The sequence below is a fragment of the Mucilaginibacter sp. genome (genome assembly GCF_035492695.1).
Lineage (GTDB): Bacteria > Bacteroidota > Bacteroidia > Sphingobacteriales > Sphingobacteriaceae > Mucilaginibacter.
In genome coordinates this window covers 50555-66259 of the sequence record NZ_DATJJC010000012.1, presented here as the reverse complement: position 1 = coordinate 66259, position 15705 = coordinate 50555, and the positions used below count along the sequence as shown (strand labels likewise).

Genomic DNA, 15705 nt, shown 5'->3' with positions numbered 1-15705 from the left:
CAGGCTTTAACTATGATGTATAAAAAATGATGAAGGTCACTTTTTAGTATCAGTTAAGGTCATTCTTTTCCAGCTAAATAGCTTTCATTTTTGCCTTTAACAACAGGCGCAGATGAAACAAACTAACATACAGCAGCAAACCCGCTGCTACCATTGCGGCAATGACTGCGAAGAAGGACATATTGAGCAGGATGCTAAGGTGTTTTGCTGTAATGGCTGCCGCGAGGTGTATTCGATACTCTCACAAAGCGGGCTTTGCAACTATTATACTTATAACGCGCATCCGGGAGCTGAACAGAAAAAAGAAAGCAAGCGATTCGATTACCTCAAAGAACCCTCGATAGTTAAGGACCTTATCGACTACTCGGACGAAAAATTCACCATCGTAACTTTTTACATACCCAATATTCATTGCAGCTCGTGTATTTGGCTGCTTGAGCAATTGAACAGGATCAACCCGGCAATCTATTACAGCCGGGTTGATTTCCTGCGCAAACAAGTGAACATTCGGTTCAACAATAAGCAGATCACACTGCACGATGTGGTCGAAGTTCTCGAGCGTATCGGTTACGAACCACTCATCAGCCTGCAGGACGTAATAAGGAAGCAAGGATCGGATAAGAATGATAACCTCGTTAAAAAAATTGCGGTAGCAGGCTTTTGTTTCGGTAACGTTATGCTGCTGAGTTTTCCCGAATACCTGGGTATATCGGTTCAGGAACAATCCTTCCGCGAGTTTTTTGGCTGGCTTAACCTGGTATTTTGCCTGCCCGTGGTGCTTTACTGTGCCAGCGGGTATTTCGTTTCGGCCTGGACAAACCTGAAGAATAAAGTACTGAACATCGACCTGCCGCTGGCAATAGGTATTACGGTTCTTTTTTTACGCACAGCAGCAGAAATAATTATGCACACGGGCCCGGGCTTTGCCGACACTTGTTGCGGGCTGGTCTTTTTCCTGCTGATAGGGAAATTTGTTCAGCGCAAAACCTACTATCACCTGTCCTTCGAGCGCGATTATCGCTCATTTTTCCCGGTAGCGGTACAGGTGATAGAAGAAGAAAAAGAACGATCGGTGCCTTTGGCTGATATACAGGTTGGGCAGCGAATACTGATAAGGAATAATGAGATCATCCCGGCGGACGCGATTTTGCTGAAAGGTGAAGGGAAGGTTGATTTTAGCTTTGTTACCGGTGAGTCTGTACCTGTCGAAAAAGTGCTGGGCGAGGTGGTGTATGCAGGTGGCAGGCAAACCGGCGAGGCTATTGAACTGGAGGTAGTAAAGCCGGTATCGCAAAGTTACCTTACCCGGCTCTGGAACAACGAAGCATTTACCCGTTTGCAGGATAACCACATGCAAACCTTTAGCGAAAAGGCAAGCAAGTATTTTACAATAGTATTGCTGGGGATAGCTTTAGGTTCATTTCTGTTTTGGTTGCCAGTCGATCTTCATCGGGGTATATCAGCATTTACGGCCGTGCTTATTATCGCATGCCCCTGCGCGCTGGCGCTTAGCACTCCGTTTACCATGGCGGCAGCTTTAAGCATTTTTGATAAAAACCTGTTTTACCTTAAAAATACTGCGGTTGTTGAACAGCTTGCACATATCGATACCATCGTACTCGATAAAACAGGTACTATTACCGTTGCTGGCGGCAATACCATTACACTACATGGCGAAGTTTCCGACTACGAAAAAGAGCTGATCTACTCGGCCTGCAGTAATTCGGCTCATCCGCTTAGCAGGCTCGTCTGCCAGTTCTGGAACCACCAGCACAAGCTGGGCACCAACTCGTACTACGAAATACCCGGTCGTGGCATCACTGCCGATATCGACAGGAATATTGTCGATATCGGCAGTGAACGATTTATCAGGGGCTCATCATTCCAAAATATAAACCCGGAGTCGACCGAAGTTCACATCCGCATCAATAATATTTATAAGGGTTACTTCAGTATAAAGCAGCATTACCGCGAAGGCATAAAAAGTATAAAAGATATTTCATCCGCATACAAAGTATTTCTTCTATCTGGCGACCATGGTCACGAGCGGGAAACCCTGTCGGCAGTGTTCAAACCCGGCCACATGTTTTTTGAACAATCGCCGCAGGATAAGCTCGACTTTATTAAAATGTTACAGTCGAATGGGCATAGGGTAATGATGATAGGCGACGGACTGAATGACGCAGGGGCTTTAAAGCAAAGCGACCTCGGCATAGCCATTACGGACAATGTGAACAATTTTTCGCCCGGCAGCGACGCCATACTGGACGGCAAAGCTTTAAGCCGCCTGCCCAATTTCTTTAAATTTTCAAAGGATGCGCTAAATGTCGTATATGCATCATTTATCATATCACTATGCTACAATGTGGCCGGCCTTAGTTATGCCGTAAGCGGCAGGCTATCCCCGCTCATTGCTGCTATATTGATGCCTCTGAGCACGGTAACCATTATTTCGTTCACCAGCATCGCCACACACCTGGCCGCTAAAAAAAGGAAACTGTTATGAGTATCATTTATTTTTTGATCGGGTGCAGCATGGTGTTGGCCCTGATATTCCTGGGAGCTTTTTTTTGGGCTCAAAAGAACGGTCAAAATGACGACCTGTATACCCCTTCGGTCCGGATATTACTGGACGACGAGCCTGAAAAGAAGGAAAAAAGTGATGACGATCACTAATCAGCCCGACCAATATCATTCTGTCATTGAATTGGCAGGGATAATTTTACGCCGAGATAAATAAATCACATTAATCAATTAATATATGCAACCGGAGAAATTTTACTACGATAATAAGATCGTTCGAAATTTTGGTATTGCGACAGTTATCTGGGGTATCATCGGCATGCTGGTGGGCCTGATCATAGCAATACAATTGTACCAGCCTGCAATGAATATGCATAACCAGTACACGTCTTTCGGGCGTGTAAGGCCCCTGCATACCAATGCGGTGATATTCGCCTTTGTGGGCAACGCCATTTTTATGGGCGTTTACTATTCCCTTCAACGACTGATGAAAGCCCGCATGTTCAGCGATGTACTTAGCAAGATCCACTTCTGGGGATGGCAGCTGATCATTGTTTCCGCGGTTATCACACTTCCGCTGGGTATAACAACCTCGCATGAGTATGCAGAGCTTGAATGGCCGATAGATATCCTGATAACCATTATATGGGTGGTTTTTGGTATCAATATGTTCGGCACTATCATCAAACGCCGCGAAAGGCATATTTATGTTGCTATATGGTTTTATATCGCCACGTTTGTTACTATTGCCGTACTGCATATCGTTAACTCGCTCGAGATCCCTGTAAGTTTCACAAAAAGTTACATGGTTTTTGCCGGGGTGCAGGATGCGCTGGTGCAGTGGTGGTATGGGCACAACGCAGTAGCATTTTTCCTTACGACACCTTACCTGGGCATGATGTATTATTTCCTGCCTAAGATGGCCAATCGCCCTATTTATTCCTATAAATTAAGTATCCTTCACTTTTGGGCGCTGATATTTATCTATATCTGGGCCGGCCCGCATCACCTGCTTTACAGTACCCTGCCCGGCTGGGCACAATCATTGGGTGTTGTGTTTTCTATCATGCTTATCGCTCCAAGCTGGGGCGGTATGATCAATGGCCTGCTTACGCTGCGCGGCGCCTGGGATAAGGTTCGCGATGATGTGATCCTGAAGTTTATGGTAGTTGGCTTAACCGCTTATGGTATGGCCACTTTCGAGGGCCCTATGCTTTCGTTAAAACAAGTGAACGCCATAGGCCACTTTACCGACTGGATCATCGCCCACGTTCACGTTGGCGCTTTGGGCTGGAACGGCTTCCTGACTTTCGCCATTCTTTACTGGCTTATACCGCGCATTTATAAAACAGAGCTTTACTCTAAAAAGATGGCTTCGTTCCACTTCTGGATCGGTACGCTGGGTATCCTGTTCTATGCAATACCGATGTACTGGTCGGGCTTTACGCAAGGTTTGATGTGGAAGGAATTTACCCCCGAGGGTATTCTGAAATACCCAAATTTCCTGGAAACAACCATGCGTATTATCCCCATGCATGTAATGCGGTCGGTAGGCGGCGCACTATACCTTTCAGGTGTTATCGTGATGGCTGTCAACCTTTATAAAACCGCGGTTCGCGGTAAACTGGTTGCCGATGAAGCTGCTGAAGCGATGCCGCTTGAAAAGTTAAGGCCTGAGGCAAGTAACGAACGCTGGCACCGCAGGCTCGAGCGTAAACCCGTGCTTTTCCTGGTAGCATCATTGGTCGTGATCCTTATCGGAACATTTATAGAATTGATGCCGACGCTCACCATATCGTCCAACATTCCAACCATTGCAAGTGTGAAGCCTTATACGCCGCTTGAGTTACAGGGGCGCGACATTTATATCCGGGAAGGTTGTGTTAACTGTCATTCGCAAACCATCAGGCCATTCAGGTCGGAGACGGAACGCTATGGCGAATACAGCAAAGCCGGCGAATTTGTGTACGACCACCCTTTCCTGTGGGGCTCAAAACGCACCGGGCCCGACCTGCAGCGCGAAGGCGGCAAATACGGCGACTCGTGGCATTTTAACCACCTGATGGACCCCAGGCTGATGTCGCCGGGTAGTATAATGCCGGAGTATAGCTGGCTGATAAAACAAAAGCTGGATACTAACACCACGGCGGTAAAAATAAGGGCTATGCAAACGCTGGGGGTGCCTTATCCCGCCGGCTACGACAAAATAGCTAACCGCGACCTTGACAAACAAGCTAAAGGCATTGCCGATAACCTGGCGAAGGATAAGATCAAAGTGAAAAGCAATAAAGAGATCATAGCCATTATCGCTTACCTGCAACGCCTTGGCACTGATATAAAAGCAAACAAAACAGCAAATAATTAAGAAGATGTTTAGACAATTTACAGAGCACATCGACGGTAACCAGGTTTACCTGCTGTTCTCCATGTTCATATTCCTTGTATTCTTCATTGTGGTTACCGTACTGTTACTGCGCCTGCGCAAGCAGCATGTTGATTACATGAGCGATATACCCTTAAATGATTGTACGGAAGAAACCCCTAATCCTCTAAAGTCATGAAAACTATCCGCTTAATATTCTTATCACTTTTCGCGTTGGGCATTCAGCCGGCGTTCGCTGCCGATGACCATAGCCTTTTGCCTGGCGAGACGATGAATTATATAGGCTATGGCGCTATTATGCTTGCATTGGTGGTGCTTATCATAGCCATGCTCACGGTGCTAAAAGCATTCAAGCTTGTCGCCCGTTTATTGCTGGGCCCCGAGGCAGCTGTCGGCGCAAAAGCCGACAAAGCGGCACTTAAAGAAGCAAAGAAGGCCGCTCGTGCCGACAGGCTGAACAAGTTATTATCCCTGAAGCCTATGTCCGAAGAAAAATCGCTGCTGATAGAGCATGATTACGATGGCATACAGGAACTGGATAATCCAACACCGGCCTGGTTTATGTACCTGTTTTATGTCACTATTGCCTTTGCCGTAGGTTACCTGCTCATTTACCACGTATTTGATGCTGCTCCGCTGCAGTACGATGAATATAAAAATGAAATGGCTGCCGCTGCAAAAGAAAAGGCTGCTTACCTGGCCAAAGCAGGCAACATGGTTGATGAAAATACCGTCAAACTTACAACCGATGCGGCCGCACTGAGTTCGGGGCAGGATGTTTTCAAAAGCAGGTGCGTTGCTTGCCACGGCGATCATGGCCAGGGTAATGTAGGGCCAAACCTCACCGATGACTACTGGCTGCACGGAAATAAGATAAACGAAATATTCAAAACCATCAAATACGGTGTTGCCAGCAAAGGCATGCCAACCTGGGAAACACAACTGTCGCCAAAGCAAATAGCTGATGTTGCCAACTACGTAAAATCGATACATGGCAGTAACCCTGCCAATCCGAAAGAGCCACAGGGTGATAAAATACTTGACGACGGAACGGCCAAACCGGTGGCACCTGCCGCAAAAACTGCTGTACTGGTTAAATAATAAAAGTGATAAAGAGTAACAGGATGTTAGATACAGATATTTCAGAACAGCCACAAACCACCGGAAAGGGTAAGCGCAGATGGATGTACCCGGTGATACGGAAGGGTAAATTTTACCATTACCGCAACTGGCTGAGTTATGTTTACCTTATCCTGTTTTTCGCCGGCCCTTTTTTGCGGATAAACGGCCATCCTTTGTTACTGCTTAATGTAATGGAGCGTCACTTTGTCCTGCTCGGCCAAACATTCTGGCCGCAGGACTTCTTTCTTTTCGTATTGGCTATGCTGGCCTTCGTGGTATGTATCGTATTCTTCACCATGGCTTTTGGCCGGGTTTTTTGCGGATGGATATGTCCGCAAACCATTTTTATGGAGATGGTCTTCCGAAAGATCGAGATATGGATAGAGGGGGATGCAAAAAAAAGGAGGAAGCTGGATGAAGGCCCTTTGACGCGGGATAAGATCATCAAAAAAACATCCAAGCATATCATTTTCGTGATTGTTTCCTTTCTTATTGCCAATACGTTCCTGGCCTATCTTATCGGCAGCGAAAACCTGCTGAAGATCATGACAGAACCGGTGACACAGCATGTGGTTGGCTTTATTAGTATATGGGTATTCACTATTGCCTTTTACCTGGTCTACAGCCGTGTGCGCGAATTAGTTTGCACGGTTCTTTGCCCTTACGGCCGTTTGCAGGGAGTGCTTACTGATAAGCACACGTTAATGGTGGCTTACAATTACACGCGTGGAGAGCCCCGTGGCAAACTGTCGCGCAAAGATCCAACCCCGAAAGGGGATTGCGTGGACTGCGGCTTGTGTGTTGATGTATGCCCAACGGGTATCGACATCAGGAAGGGTGCGCAGCTTGAATGTGTGAATTGCACCATGTGTATTGACGCTTGCGACCAGGTGATGGAAAAGATACACCGCGATATGAACCTGATCGGCTTCTACTCAGAAGAAATGATCAGGGAAAATAAAAAACCAACCTTTACCAGCCGCATGAAAGCCTATAGTGTCATCATAGCGGCATTATTTGGGGTACTGGGCTATTTTATTTACCAGCGCAAGGACATTGATGTTACTGTGTTGCGATCGGGCGGAATGCTTTACCAGGAGCAACCGGGCCATTATATCAGTAATATATATAATGCTGATATTATTAATAAAACCGACAAGTTGCAGGATATCCAATTGGTGCCTGCCGACCCCCTGGTTAAGGTAAAGTATATACAGGCGCCGGGTACGCTCGGTAAGGAAAGTTCCACCAAAGCTGTCTTTTTCCTGATGCTGCCAACCAAACAAATTCATGCAGCCAAAACAGACATTAAATTGAATGTGGTAGAACATGGCAAAGTATTGAATTCCATCAGCACAACTTTTATAGGACCGTATGACGATGAAGAAGATTAAGATAAACTGGGGAAAGGGACTTGTGCTGGGCATGGGCGCTTTCATAACATTTATAGTGGTGCTGGGCGTGCAAATGTTCCGCCAGTCGCCCAACGATTTTGACCGGCAGTATTACGAGAAGGGACTGGCATTCGACTCCGTCTATAACCAGGAGAAACAGGTTGTTACCGACAAGGCGCAGCCGGTTATTAAAATTTCCGAAAATAGTCTTGCATTCATATTTACTTCCACAGCAAAAGGGAGTGTCCGGTTCGAAAGACCGGCCGATGCCACCCTCGACAAGGTTATCGACTTCAACAGCGATGGTGACGACCGTATTGTCATCCCCCGCGACGGCCTGCGCAGCGGACACTGGAGCCTGACTGTCGACTGGCAGGCCAACAGCAAAAAATATATTTACAAAAAAGAAATAGATCTGCCATGAGCACCTACCAAATAGCTTTTTATATAGGGCTGTTTGGCAGCATCCATTGTATAGGTATGTGCGGACCGCTGGCATTTGCGATACCGACCGGAGATAAGCGACGGTGGCTTTTTGTATGGGACAAGCTTGTGTACCAGGTTGGCCGCATAATCAGCTATTCGTTATTAGGGCTGCTTATAGGGCTTATCGGCAAGCAGCTTTGGCTGCTTGGCCTGCAACGTGGTGTAACCATTGCAAGCGGTATTTTAATCCTTATAGCGGCTTCTTCCCGATTATTTAAATTGTCCTTTATGAATAGCCAAAGCGGCAACAGATTTTTTTCAGCCATAAACAGGATGGTGGTTTATGCAGTAAACCATCGCTGGGGACATATCTTCATTGGCATGCTGAATGGTTTGCTACCCTGCGGATTTGTGTACCTGGCTTTGGCGGGTGCTATTAACACCGCATCAGCCGGCAGTGCTATGCAATATATGTTTTGGTTCGGCCTGGGTACACTTCCCCTTATGTTCCTGGCAACCGTCGGCTCAGGTTTCATTAATTTGAATGTAAGGCGGAAATTGAATTTGGTGGTCCCCTATTTTATGGTTTTGCTCGGCGCCTGGTTTATCCTGCGCGGCCTTTCACTCGATATTCCCTACCTGAGCCCGGCGATCAGGGCGGCGCAAAACTTTTGTCAATAAATGTTTGTGAGTACGATCACTTTTTGAAATGACGGCCGTCATCCCCTGGCAGTTCCCTCTTTGCGATCTTTGAATTAAAGATTAACAGTTATGGCTACGTTAAAAACAAGCATGCCCGCAAATTGGGCTCATTCACAGTCAACCGATACGAACACCTCTTTATGGCAGAAATTTACGGCCTTTGCGGACAGTCAGCAGGAAAGAAAGACCATGTGGTTCTTCTTAGCGTTGGTGGTGCAGGGTATCTTCTTTTTACCGTTACCGGTGGCCCTGGTGTATTATTATGATGCCCCGGCGCTGCCTGTGCTGTTAGTTACCATGACTTGTTTTTTTTCAACCATAATCGCCTATATGGGCGGTGCCGGAATTCGCGCAGTTTTGTTGATGTCTGCGATAAGCATTTTAATCCAGGTTATTATGTCTGTTGTTGTGATCATATTATAATTACCCCTGGTTAAAATCGGAAAGCCCCGTGCAGGGGCTTTTTTTTATGTACAAAACAATTAAATAATGATGATCCATTCTTTTCATATACCTGTTTTAGGGCTCGCTTTTTCCATAGATACACCATTGAAAGTTGCCCGGTATGGCATCTCATCTGTAGTTTCTGTTGTAGATGACGAACTGCTGGAACGTATGCGCAAATATCACAGCGGGCTAAACAATCTACCGTACGCACCTATCCATAAAACATCTGCAGATTGCCGCGCGCGCAGGATAACGGCTTATTTAAACTTATTGAATTTCGTTGTGAACGAACAGTTTACCAGGTTAAAACAGGAACCTTTTGTGGAAGGGAGCGACATTGAACGTTATTTTGACCTGCTGCCCGAGCACTCGCCGCTTAGGCAGGGCTATGACCTGATGAAAGACTATGGTGATGAAAAGAATAAAGTTTTTCAGGAGGTACTGCGAGCGAAAATGCAAAAAGGATCCATCGATGTAAATATCATGGCCAAAGTGGACAAGCTGAATTACGATGCCCTGGGCGATTATAGCGGCGACGAGAATACCGACGCGTTAGCTGCATTAAGAGGATTTGCGGAAAGCGATCTCGAATCGTCCGTTGTATTGTCTGCCGGCATGAATCCTAAACTATACAGTTACCTGGAAACGTTCAGCGATTTTTATCCGGATGGCCGTGGTAATCTCCGAAAAAAGGTAATACTCAAAGTCAGCAATTATCGTTCGGCATTTATACAGGCAAAGTTCCTGGCAAAAAAAGGCATCTGGGTGTCGGAGTTCCGTATCGAATCAGGTCTTAATTGCGGGGGGCATGCCTTCGCAACCGATGGCCTGCTACTGGGCCCTATTTTAGAAGAATTTAAGTCGGAGAGAATGACTATGCAGCAGGAGCTTTTTGCAATGTACCAGTCTGCACTCCAAACGAAAGGGTTCCCGATTACAGCTGCGCCGGCGCAGCGGGTAACCGCCCAGGGGGGTATCGGAACCGGTGATGAACATGCATTTTTGCTTCAGCATTATCAATTAGACAGCGCTGGATGGGGCAGCCCGTTCCTGCTGGTGCCGGAGGTAACTAATGTCGACGATGATACGCTGAGAAATTTAGCAGGGTCAAAAAAGAGTGACTATTACCTAAGCAATGCTTCGCCCCTGGGTGTGTTATTCAATAATTTCAAAAACAGCAGCATTGAGCAGGAAAAGCAGCACCGCATAGCCAGAAACAGGCCGGGGAGCCCATGTACAAAGAAGTATCTGTGCAGCAACACTGAATTTACAGAGCAGCCGATATGTACAGCCTCAAGGCAATATCAGCACTTGAAAATAAAAGAATTGAACGCCCTGAAATTAAAAGACGAAGAGTATAACCGGCAATATGAGCGCATTACAGAAAAGGTGTGCCTGTGCGAAGGATTGTCGGCATCGGTTTATATAAAAAATGATATGCTGAAAGCTGGGGAACGATCTGCGGTTGCCATTTGCCCGGGGCCGAATCTCGCGTACTTTTCACGTATCTATTCTCTCGACGAAATGGGTGGCCATATTTATGGGAAGATAAATTTGCTCGCTGGATCTGAAAGGGCCGATATCTTCATCAATGAATTGAACTTGTATATTGACTATTTGAAACGCGAAATCTTGTCATGCATGGAAAACATGAATGATAAAAAACACAAGTATCTACAGAACTTTAAAGGTCAGTTGCAGCAAGGCATACAATATTATAAGCAGCTGATCCCGCAAATGACAAATTACGCCGGCGCTTATATCGAAAAAATGTTCAGCGACCTTGCGTTATCCGAGCAGCAGCTTTGCTTGGTTAACATCGATGTGGCTGGTAATCAATTGTCAATAAATTAAGGGGGGAAAATGGCTGCACCCTGCAGTAACAATAATATAACCAAAAGGGCCTGTCAATAATTATTGACAGGCCCTTTTGTCTTGATTTATAACGGTGTTTTTCCTATCCGGCCATGCTGAATAATTGCGTCGACGGCTGATCGGCCCAAAGCCTGGCGTCTAACGCCATACAGATATTTCGCAGAAATCTTTTGCCGGTAGGTGTTACCGTAAGTTTATAAGAACTTAATTCGATCAGGTCGTCGTCCGCAAGCTGCTGCATGCGTTCCAGGCCCTCAAACAACGCATAGCAAGGCTCCTCATGAAAATCCCAAAAGGTTTCGCCTTTGCACATAATGTCGAGAATATGTTTGCGAATGACCATGTCCTCGTCTGTCAGAAAATGACCTTTTACAACCGGTAATTCGCCGTTGCCCACTACGGCAATATATTCTTCAACCTTCTTGACATTTTGGGCATAAGCATCCCAGGTGTCACTGATAGAAGATACACCGAGCCCGACCATCAGCCGGGTATATTGGTGTGTATATCCCATAAAATTGCGGTGCAGGTGTTTTGACCGCTCAGCCTTATAAAGACTGTCAGTTGAAAGGGCAAAATGGTCCATGCCAATGTCATGATAGCCGAGCCCGGTAAGCAAACGGTGGCCAAGGCCGTATAATGCTCTTTTTTCCTCCGGCGAGGGGAGATGCTCTTCGGTAAAGCGCCGTTGTCCGGGTTTTACCCATGGCACATGCGCATAGCTATAAAACGCAATGCGATCCGGCATCAGTAAACTTACTTTTTCAATGGTATCCACCAGGCTTTCCTTTGTTTGCAAGGGCAGGCCGTATATCAGATCATAGTTTACCGAGGTATACCCTATCTGCCTGGCCTGTTCGGTTACATCCTTAACCTGTTCAAAGGTTTGAATGCGGTTGATAATAAATTGCACCCTGGGGTCGAAATCCTGTATCCCAAAGCTAACCCTGCGAAAGCCAAGTTCATATAATGTTTCCAGATGTTCGAAAGTAGTATTGGCCGGATGCCCCTCGAAGCCAAAATCGGCTTGTGGATGAACGATGGAATCCTTTAGTATCCCATTGATCAATAAATTAAGATTCCCGGGACTGAAAAATGTAGGCGTTCCGCCCCCCAGGTGAATTTCGCGCAGCACAGGCTTACCATCGAATATTTTGCGGTACATATCCCATTCTTTCAGTAACGCATTGATATAGGGCTCTTCTACGCCATGGTTTTTGGTTATCCTGGTATTACAGCCGCAATAGGTGCAAAGGCTTTCGCAAAACGGCAGGTGAAGGTACAAGCTTATGCCGTCTTCATTATTCGTGGCATCAAAAGCCCCCTTTACAGCCTCCCCCCATTGCACTTTATTGAAAGGTTCCTTGCTCCAGTAAGGTACTGTGGGATAGCTGGTATACCGCGGAGCGGCTACATTGTATTTCTCGATCAGGCGTTTGGGCAGCGGGTTCATGGCAAAAGATTAATATGGTCTATATTTATTGGCACATCGTCGGTTTTTTGTTTGCATTTCTTGTTACCTGCACAGGCATCACCAACGCATTTTTCCTGCTGCCACAAATCCAGGTTAATGATGGTCTGATTAGCGATCTCCTGCAGGGCCTCCCTGGTCAGAAACCCCTGGTGCGGCGTAATTAGCACATTGGAATGAGCCATTAACTTTTTGAGTAAGGCATCTTTCTGTTTGTCATCTTCATGGTCTGCAAAAAAAAGTCCCTTTTCAAACTCATATACATCCAATCCAAGGTATCCTATTTTCCCATTATCAAGCGCGGTTAGTACATCTGTTGTCTGGACCAGGCCTCCCCTTGAAGTATTGATGATCATTACACCATCCTTCATCAATGCTATTGAGTCCTTGTTGATCAGGTGCCTGGTCTGGTCAGTAAGCGGTACATGGATCGAAATAATATCCGACTCCGAAAACAGTTTATTAAGATCGGTTAATTTAATATTCTCAACATTTTCCGGGGGCAATATATCATGTCCAAGCACCTGGCAGCCAAATCCGTTGAAAATTGCGGCGGCGGCCAGGCCGGTCTTTCCAAGTCCAATAATACCTACTGTTTTTCCGTGAAAATTAAAGCCTATAAGGTTATCCAGCCTGAAGTCGAAATTATGGCTTTGTTCATTAGCTTTGACCAGTCTGCGGTTAAGTGCAAGTGCGAGTGCAACCGCCTGTTCGGCAATGGCCTCGGGTGAGTATGCCGGGACATTAGCCAGTTTTATGCTTCTTTTTTCAGCGGCGTTTTTGTCAATATGATCAGTACCCGAAGACCTTGTTGTAATATATTTGATGCCAAAATCAGCCAGTTTATCTATCACACCCGCTGATACATCGTCATTTGTAAAAACTATGACGGCATCTTTACCTGCAGCAAATGAAGCCGTTTCAGGACCCAAAGGGTTCGATATAAGCGTTATATCGTGTTTCTTTTGATTGGCTCTCGCAAGAAACTCCTTTTCAAATGGCTTTATACTATAGGCAACTACCTTCATTTTCGACAGAATTTATTTGAACAAAATTAGCTCTGCCGGTACAGCTGCACTATGAGAATAGTCAGTAAGAAAAGTGATATTCGTCAGTTTTTCATTTTAGCAAGCTTTTCCAGGTTTAGTATTTGTATGTGGCTGCCCTTTTTCTCTATCAATTTTTCATCTTTAAAATCGCTCAGCGTACGGCTCACTGTTTCGGTAGCCATACCTGCCATTGATGCCAGTTCGTCCCTTGATATTTTGAACTGAGAAGGGTCGGCGAACTGTTTGCTTAGCCTCACCAACACCTGCGCCAGCCTTTTCCTAACTGAATTATACGCCAGTTCAAGCAATTGGTCCTCCTTTTCGCGAATGTTATTCGCCAGTATTTTGATGAATTGCAGTGTAATATCAGGATACCGGTTTACCAGGTTTATTATAGCATCCTTAGGTAAAAGGCAAACGGCTGCGTCATCCACGGCTTCGGCTGTCTCTGTAAATGGCTCTTCCAGTAACAAAGCATGCACGCCAAGGTAGTCATCTGGTTTGTACAAACCCATCATCAGCTCCCTGCCATCCTCGGCCAGTTTAAATGTCCTCACCGTGCCTTCAATTACAAGGTAAATACCCTGCGGCTGGTCCCCTTCGTAATATAAAATCTGCTTTTTCTTTATCTGGCGTATCTTCCTCCCCGCTATCATCGCTTTTAGTTCAGCCATCCCATGCCCGTTTCCCGCCGATAGTTTCTCCAGGCTTTGTAATGATTTGCTGTAAAACTCCTCCTGTTTCCGCTTCTTCTCCAACCTGCTTTCAATCGCATTCAAAAGTTCTATATCATCAAAAGGCTTGGTCAGGTAATCATCGGCGCCCATTTCCATCCCCTTTCTGAAATCTATCCGTTCGGCTTTAGCTGTCAGGAATATGAATGGTATCGAGGCCACCTCGGCATTTTTACTCAGCATATACAAAACGCCGTAACCATCCAGTTCAGGCATCATGATATCGCATAAGATCACGTCTGGCTTGTGCTGGTAGGCGAGGTCGACACCGTCCTTGCCGTTGACGCTCTGTAACACTTTATAACCGGCAAGTTCCAGTATTTCAGCGGTGTTCTCGCGAATGTCTGTGTTGTCTTCGATGATCAGGATCGTTTTCATAATTATTGAGGAAAAGAGATAGTGAATGATGTGCCTTTATTTACTTTACTCTGAAATTTAATTTTTCCGTTCATTAGGTTGGCATATCGTGTCACGATATTCAAACCGAGGCCTGTACCGGGTATATTGCCCGTATTATGCGCCCTGAAGAAAGCTTCGAAAAGGTGTTTTTGATCGTTTTCCGGTATACCTATGCCGTTATCTTTTACGGTTATTACCAGTTGCTTTTCGGTTATTTCGGTATTGAATTCGATAAAAGTATTCTCGCCCGAATACTTGATCGCGTTGCCGATCAGGTTGATGATACAATTTTTCAGTAGGGCCTGGTCCAGTTTTGTAATGCTTTCAGTTCCGGTATGTTCATAAACGATCAACTGGTTCTGCTTGGCTACAAGCTGCATTTCTTCGATAATCTCTTCGGAAAATTTCACTATATCAAATGTAACAAAAACCGGTTCTACCTTTCCCGCTTCCAGCTTTTCCAATGAAAGAAAATCATTTAATATCGAGGTAAGGTTACGGACTGAATTTTTGATTTTTTCGATATGCTTGGCAATATTGCCATTATCATGTTGTGCAGAATATTTTTCGATAAGCACTGATGAAAGCTGGATAGCACTTAAAGGTGTCCTGAACTCGTGTGACGCCATGGAAACGAAGCGGCTTTTTAACTGGCTAAGCTCCTTCTCCTTTTCCAGCGATAAGCTTACCTCTTCTTTCGCTGCCTGGAGCGCCAGCACTGTCTCCTTCAGCGACTCGGTACGTTCATCAACAAGTTCTTCCAATTTGGCCGCATATTCCCTGAGCCTTTCCTCCGCATCCTTTTCGCGGGTAAGGTCGTGAATAAATCCATTATATATTTTCCGGCCCAGGAATTGCACTTCGCTTACACCCAGCCGAAACGGGAAAACTGAACCGTCTTTTTTAAGCCCTTTTACTTCACGTCCGATGCCTATAATATGCGGATCATGAGTACGCTGGTACCTGGCTAAATACCCGTCATGCCTTTCCCGGTCGGGAGAAGGCATGAGTACAGAAATGTTCTTGCCGATAACCTCTCCGGGCGTGTACTGAAAAAGGTTACATGCAGCCGGATTTATTGATTCAATATGACCACGCTCGTCAATGGTAATGATCCCGTCAATAGCATTTTCAATAATAGCTTTTAGCAACGCGGTACTTTCCATAAAATGATATTTAT

The 15705-nt window shown here is 45.7% G+C and carries 14 protein-coding genes; 10 read left to right on the top strand and 4 right to left on the bottom strand.

Features of this window, described 5'->3' with window-relative positions:
- Nucleotides 1–112 precede the first annotated feature (112 nt).
- The 10 genes from VL525_RS07045 to VL525_RS07000 all read left to right on the top strand — a co-directional run bounded on the left by VL525_RS07045 (nt 113) and on the right by VL525_RS07000 (nt 10851).
- The gene (locus tag VL525_RS07045; RefSeq protein ID WP_325384803.1) at nt 113–2506 is read left to right on the top strand and encodes a heavy metal translocating P-type ATPase; all 2394 of its coding nucleotides are present in this window, start codon (nt 113–115) and stop codon (nt 2504–2506) included.
- A complete protein-coding gene (ccoS, locus tag VL525_RS07040) occupies nt 2503–2676 on the top strand; it encodes a cbb3-type cytochrome oxidase assembly protein CcoS (protein WP_325384801.1) in 174 nt (57 codons plus the stop codon). The genes VL525_RS07045 and ccoS overlap by 4 nt, the downstream gene beginning before the upstream one ends.
- A gap of 85 nt (nt 2677–2761) precedes the next feature.
- A complete protein-coding gene (gene ccoN, locus VL525_RS07035; RefSeq protein ID WP_325384799.1) occupies nt 2762–4888 on the top strand; it encodes a cytochrome-c oxidase, cbb3-type subunit I in 2127 nt (708 codons plus the stop codon).
- A 4-nt stretch (nt 4889–4892) separates the two neighbouring features.
- The gene (locus VL525_RS07030) at nt 4893–5084 is read left to right on the top strand and encodes a hypothetical protein (RefSeq protein ID WP_147030710.1); all 192 of its coding nucleotides are present in this window, start codon (nt 4893–4895) and stop codon (nt 5082–5084) included.
- Nucleotides 5081–6007 (top strand): cbb3-type cytochrome c oxidase N-terminal domain-containing protein, encoded by a 927-nt coding sequence (locus tag VL525_RS07025; RefSeq protein ID WP_325384795.1) that lies wholly within the window; start codon nt 5081–5083, stop codon nt 6005–6007. Before VL525_RS07030 ends, VL525_RS07025 begins: the two co-directional genes overlap by 4 nt.
- Before the next feature lie 23 nt (nt 6008–6030).
- Nucleotides 6031–7422, top strand: coding sequence for a cytochrome c oxidase accessory protein CcoG (gene ccoG, locus VL525_RS07020; protein WP_325384793.1), 1392 nt, complete (start codon nt 6031–6033; stop codon nt 7420–7422).
- Entirely contained in the window at nt 7409–7846 is a 438-nt protein-coding gene (locus VL525_RS07015) for a FixH family protein (RefSeq protein WP_325384791.1), read from the top strand. Before ccoG ends, VL525_RS07015 begins: the two co-directional genes overlap by 14 nt.
- The gene (locus tag VL525_RS07010) at nt 7843–8529 is read left to right on the top strand and encodes a sulfite exporter TauE/SafE family protein (protein ID WP_325384789.1); all 687 of its coding nucleotides are present in this window, start codon (nt 7843–7845) and stop codon (nt 8527–8529) included. Before VL525_RS07015 ends, VL525_RS07010 begins: the two co-directional genes overlap by 4 nt.
- 111 nt (nt 8530–8640) lie before the next feature.
- On the top strand, nt 8641–8973 hold the full coding sequence (locus tag VL525_RS07005) for a hypothetical protein (protein WP_325384787.1): 333 nt from the start codon (nt 8641–8643) through the stop codon (nt 8971–8973).
- Nucleotides 8974–9039: 66 nt separating this feature from the next.
- On the top strand, nt 9040–10851 hold the full coding sequence (locus tag VL525_RS07000; protein WP_325384785.1) for a hypothetical protein: 1812 nt from the start codon (nt 9040–9042) through the stop codon (nt 10849–10851).
- Nucleotides 10852–10954: 103 nt separating this feature from the next.
- Here the strand turns inward: VL525_RS07000 and hemN are convergent, their stop codons facing one another.
- The 4 genes from hemN to VL525_RS06980 form a co-directional block, all read right to left on the bottom strand.
- On the bottom strand, nt 10955–12325 hold the full coding sequence (gene hemN / locus VL525_RS06995) for an oxygen-independent coproporphyrinogen III oxidase (protein WP_325384783.1): 1371 nt from the start codon (nt 12323–12325) through the stop codon (nt 10955–10957).
- Nucleotides 12322–13371 (bottom strand): 2-hydroxyacid dehydrogenase, encoded by a 1050-nt coding sequence (locus tag VL525_RS06990; protein WP_325384781.1) that lies wholly within the window; start codon nt 13369–13371, stop codon nt 12322–12324. The genes hemN and VL525_RS06990 overlap by 4 nt, the downstream gene beginning before the upstream one ends.
- Nucleotides 13372–13454: 83 nt before the next feature.
- Nucleotides 13455–14504 (bottom strand): response regulator, encoded by a 1050-nt coding sequence (locus VL525_RS06985; RefSeq protein WP_325384779.1) that lies wholly within the window; start codon nt 14502–14504, stop codon nt 13455–13457.
- 2 nt (nt 14505–14506) lie between these two features.
- Nucleotides 14507–15691 carry a PAS domain-containing sensor histidine kinase gene (locus tag VL525_RS06980; protein ID WP_325384777.1) on the bottom strand — a complete coding sequence of 395 codons (1185 nt, stop codon included), beginning with the start codon at nt 15689–15691 and terminating at the stop codon, nt 14507–14509.
- Nucleotides 15692–15705 lie beyond the last annotated feature (14 nt).

Coding starts and splice junctions, on each gene's coding strand:
- VL525_RS07045 (WP_325384803.1), top strand. CDS start 113: ATGAAACAAACTAACATACAGCAGCAAACCCGCTGCTACCATTGCGGC.
- ccoS (WP_325384801.1), top strand. CDS start 2,503: ATGAGTATCATTTATTTTTTGATCGGGTGCAGCATGGTGTTGGCCCTG.
- ccoN (WP_325384799.1), top strand. CDS start 2,762: ATGCAACCGGAGAAATTTTACTACGATAATAAGATCGTTCGAAATTTT.
- VL525_RS07030 (WP_147030710.1), top strand. CDS start 4,893: ATGTTTAGACAATTTACAGAGCACATCGACGGTAACCAGGTTTACCTG.
- VL525_RS07025 (WP_325384795.1), top strand. CDS start 5,081: ATGAAAACTATCCGCTTAATATTCTTATCACTTTTCGCGTTGGGCATT.
- ccoG (WP_325384793.1), top strand. CDS start 6,031: ATGTTAGATACAGATATTTCAGAACAGCCACAAACCACCGGAAAGGGT.
- VL525_RS07015 (WP_325384791.1), top strand. CDS start 7,409: ATGAAGAAGATTAAGATAAACTGGGGAAAGGGACTTGTGCTGGGCATG.
- VL525_RS07010 (WP_325384789.1), top strand. CDS start 7,843: ATGAGCACCTACCAAATAGCTTTTTATATAGGGCTGTTTGGCAGCATC.
- VL525_RS07005 (WP_325384787.1), top strand. CDS start 8,641: ATGCCCGCAAATTGGGCTCATTCACAGTCAACCGATACGAACACCTCT.
- VL525_RS07000 (WP_325384785.1), top strand. CDS start 9,040: ATGATGATCCATTCTTTTCATATACCTGTTTTAGGGCTCGCTTTTTCC.
- hemN (WP_325384783.1), bottom strand. CDS start 12,325: ATGAACCCGCTGCCCAAACGCCTGATCGAGAAATACAATGTAGCCGCT.
- VL525_RS06990 (WP_325384781.1), bottom strand. CDS start 13,371: ATGAAGGTAGTTGCCTATAGTATAAAGCCATTTGAAAAGGAGTTTCTT.
- VL525_RS06985 (WP_325384779.1), bottom strand. CDS start 14,504: ATGAAAACGATCCTGATCATCGAAGACAACACAGACATTCGCGAGAAC.
- VL525_RS06980 (WP_325384777.1), bottom strand. CDS start 15,691: ATGGAAAGTACCGCGTTGCTAAAAGCTATTATTGAAAATGCTATTGAC.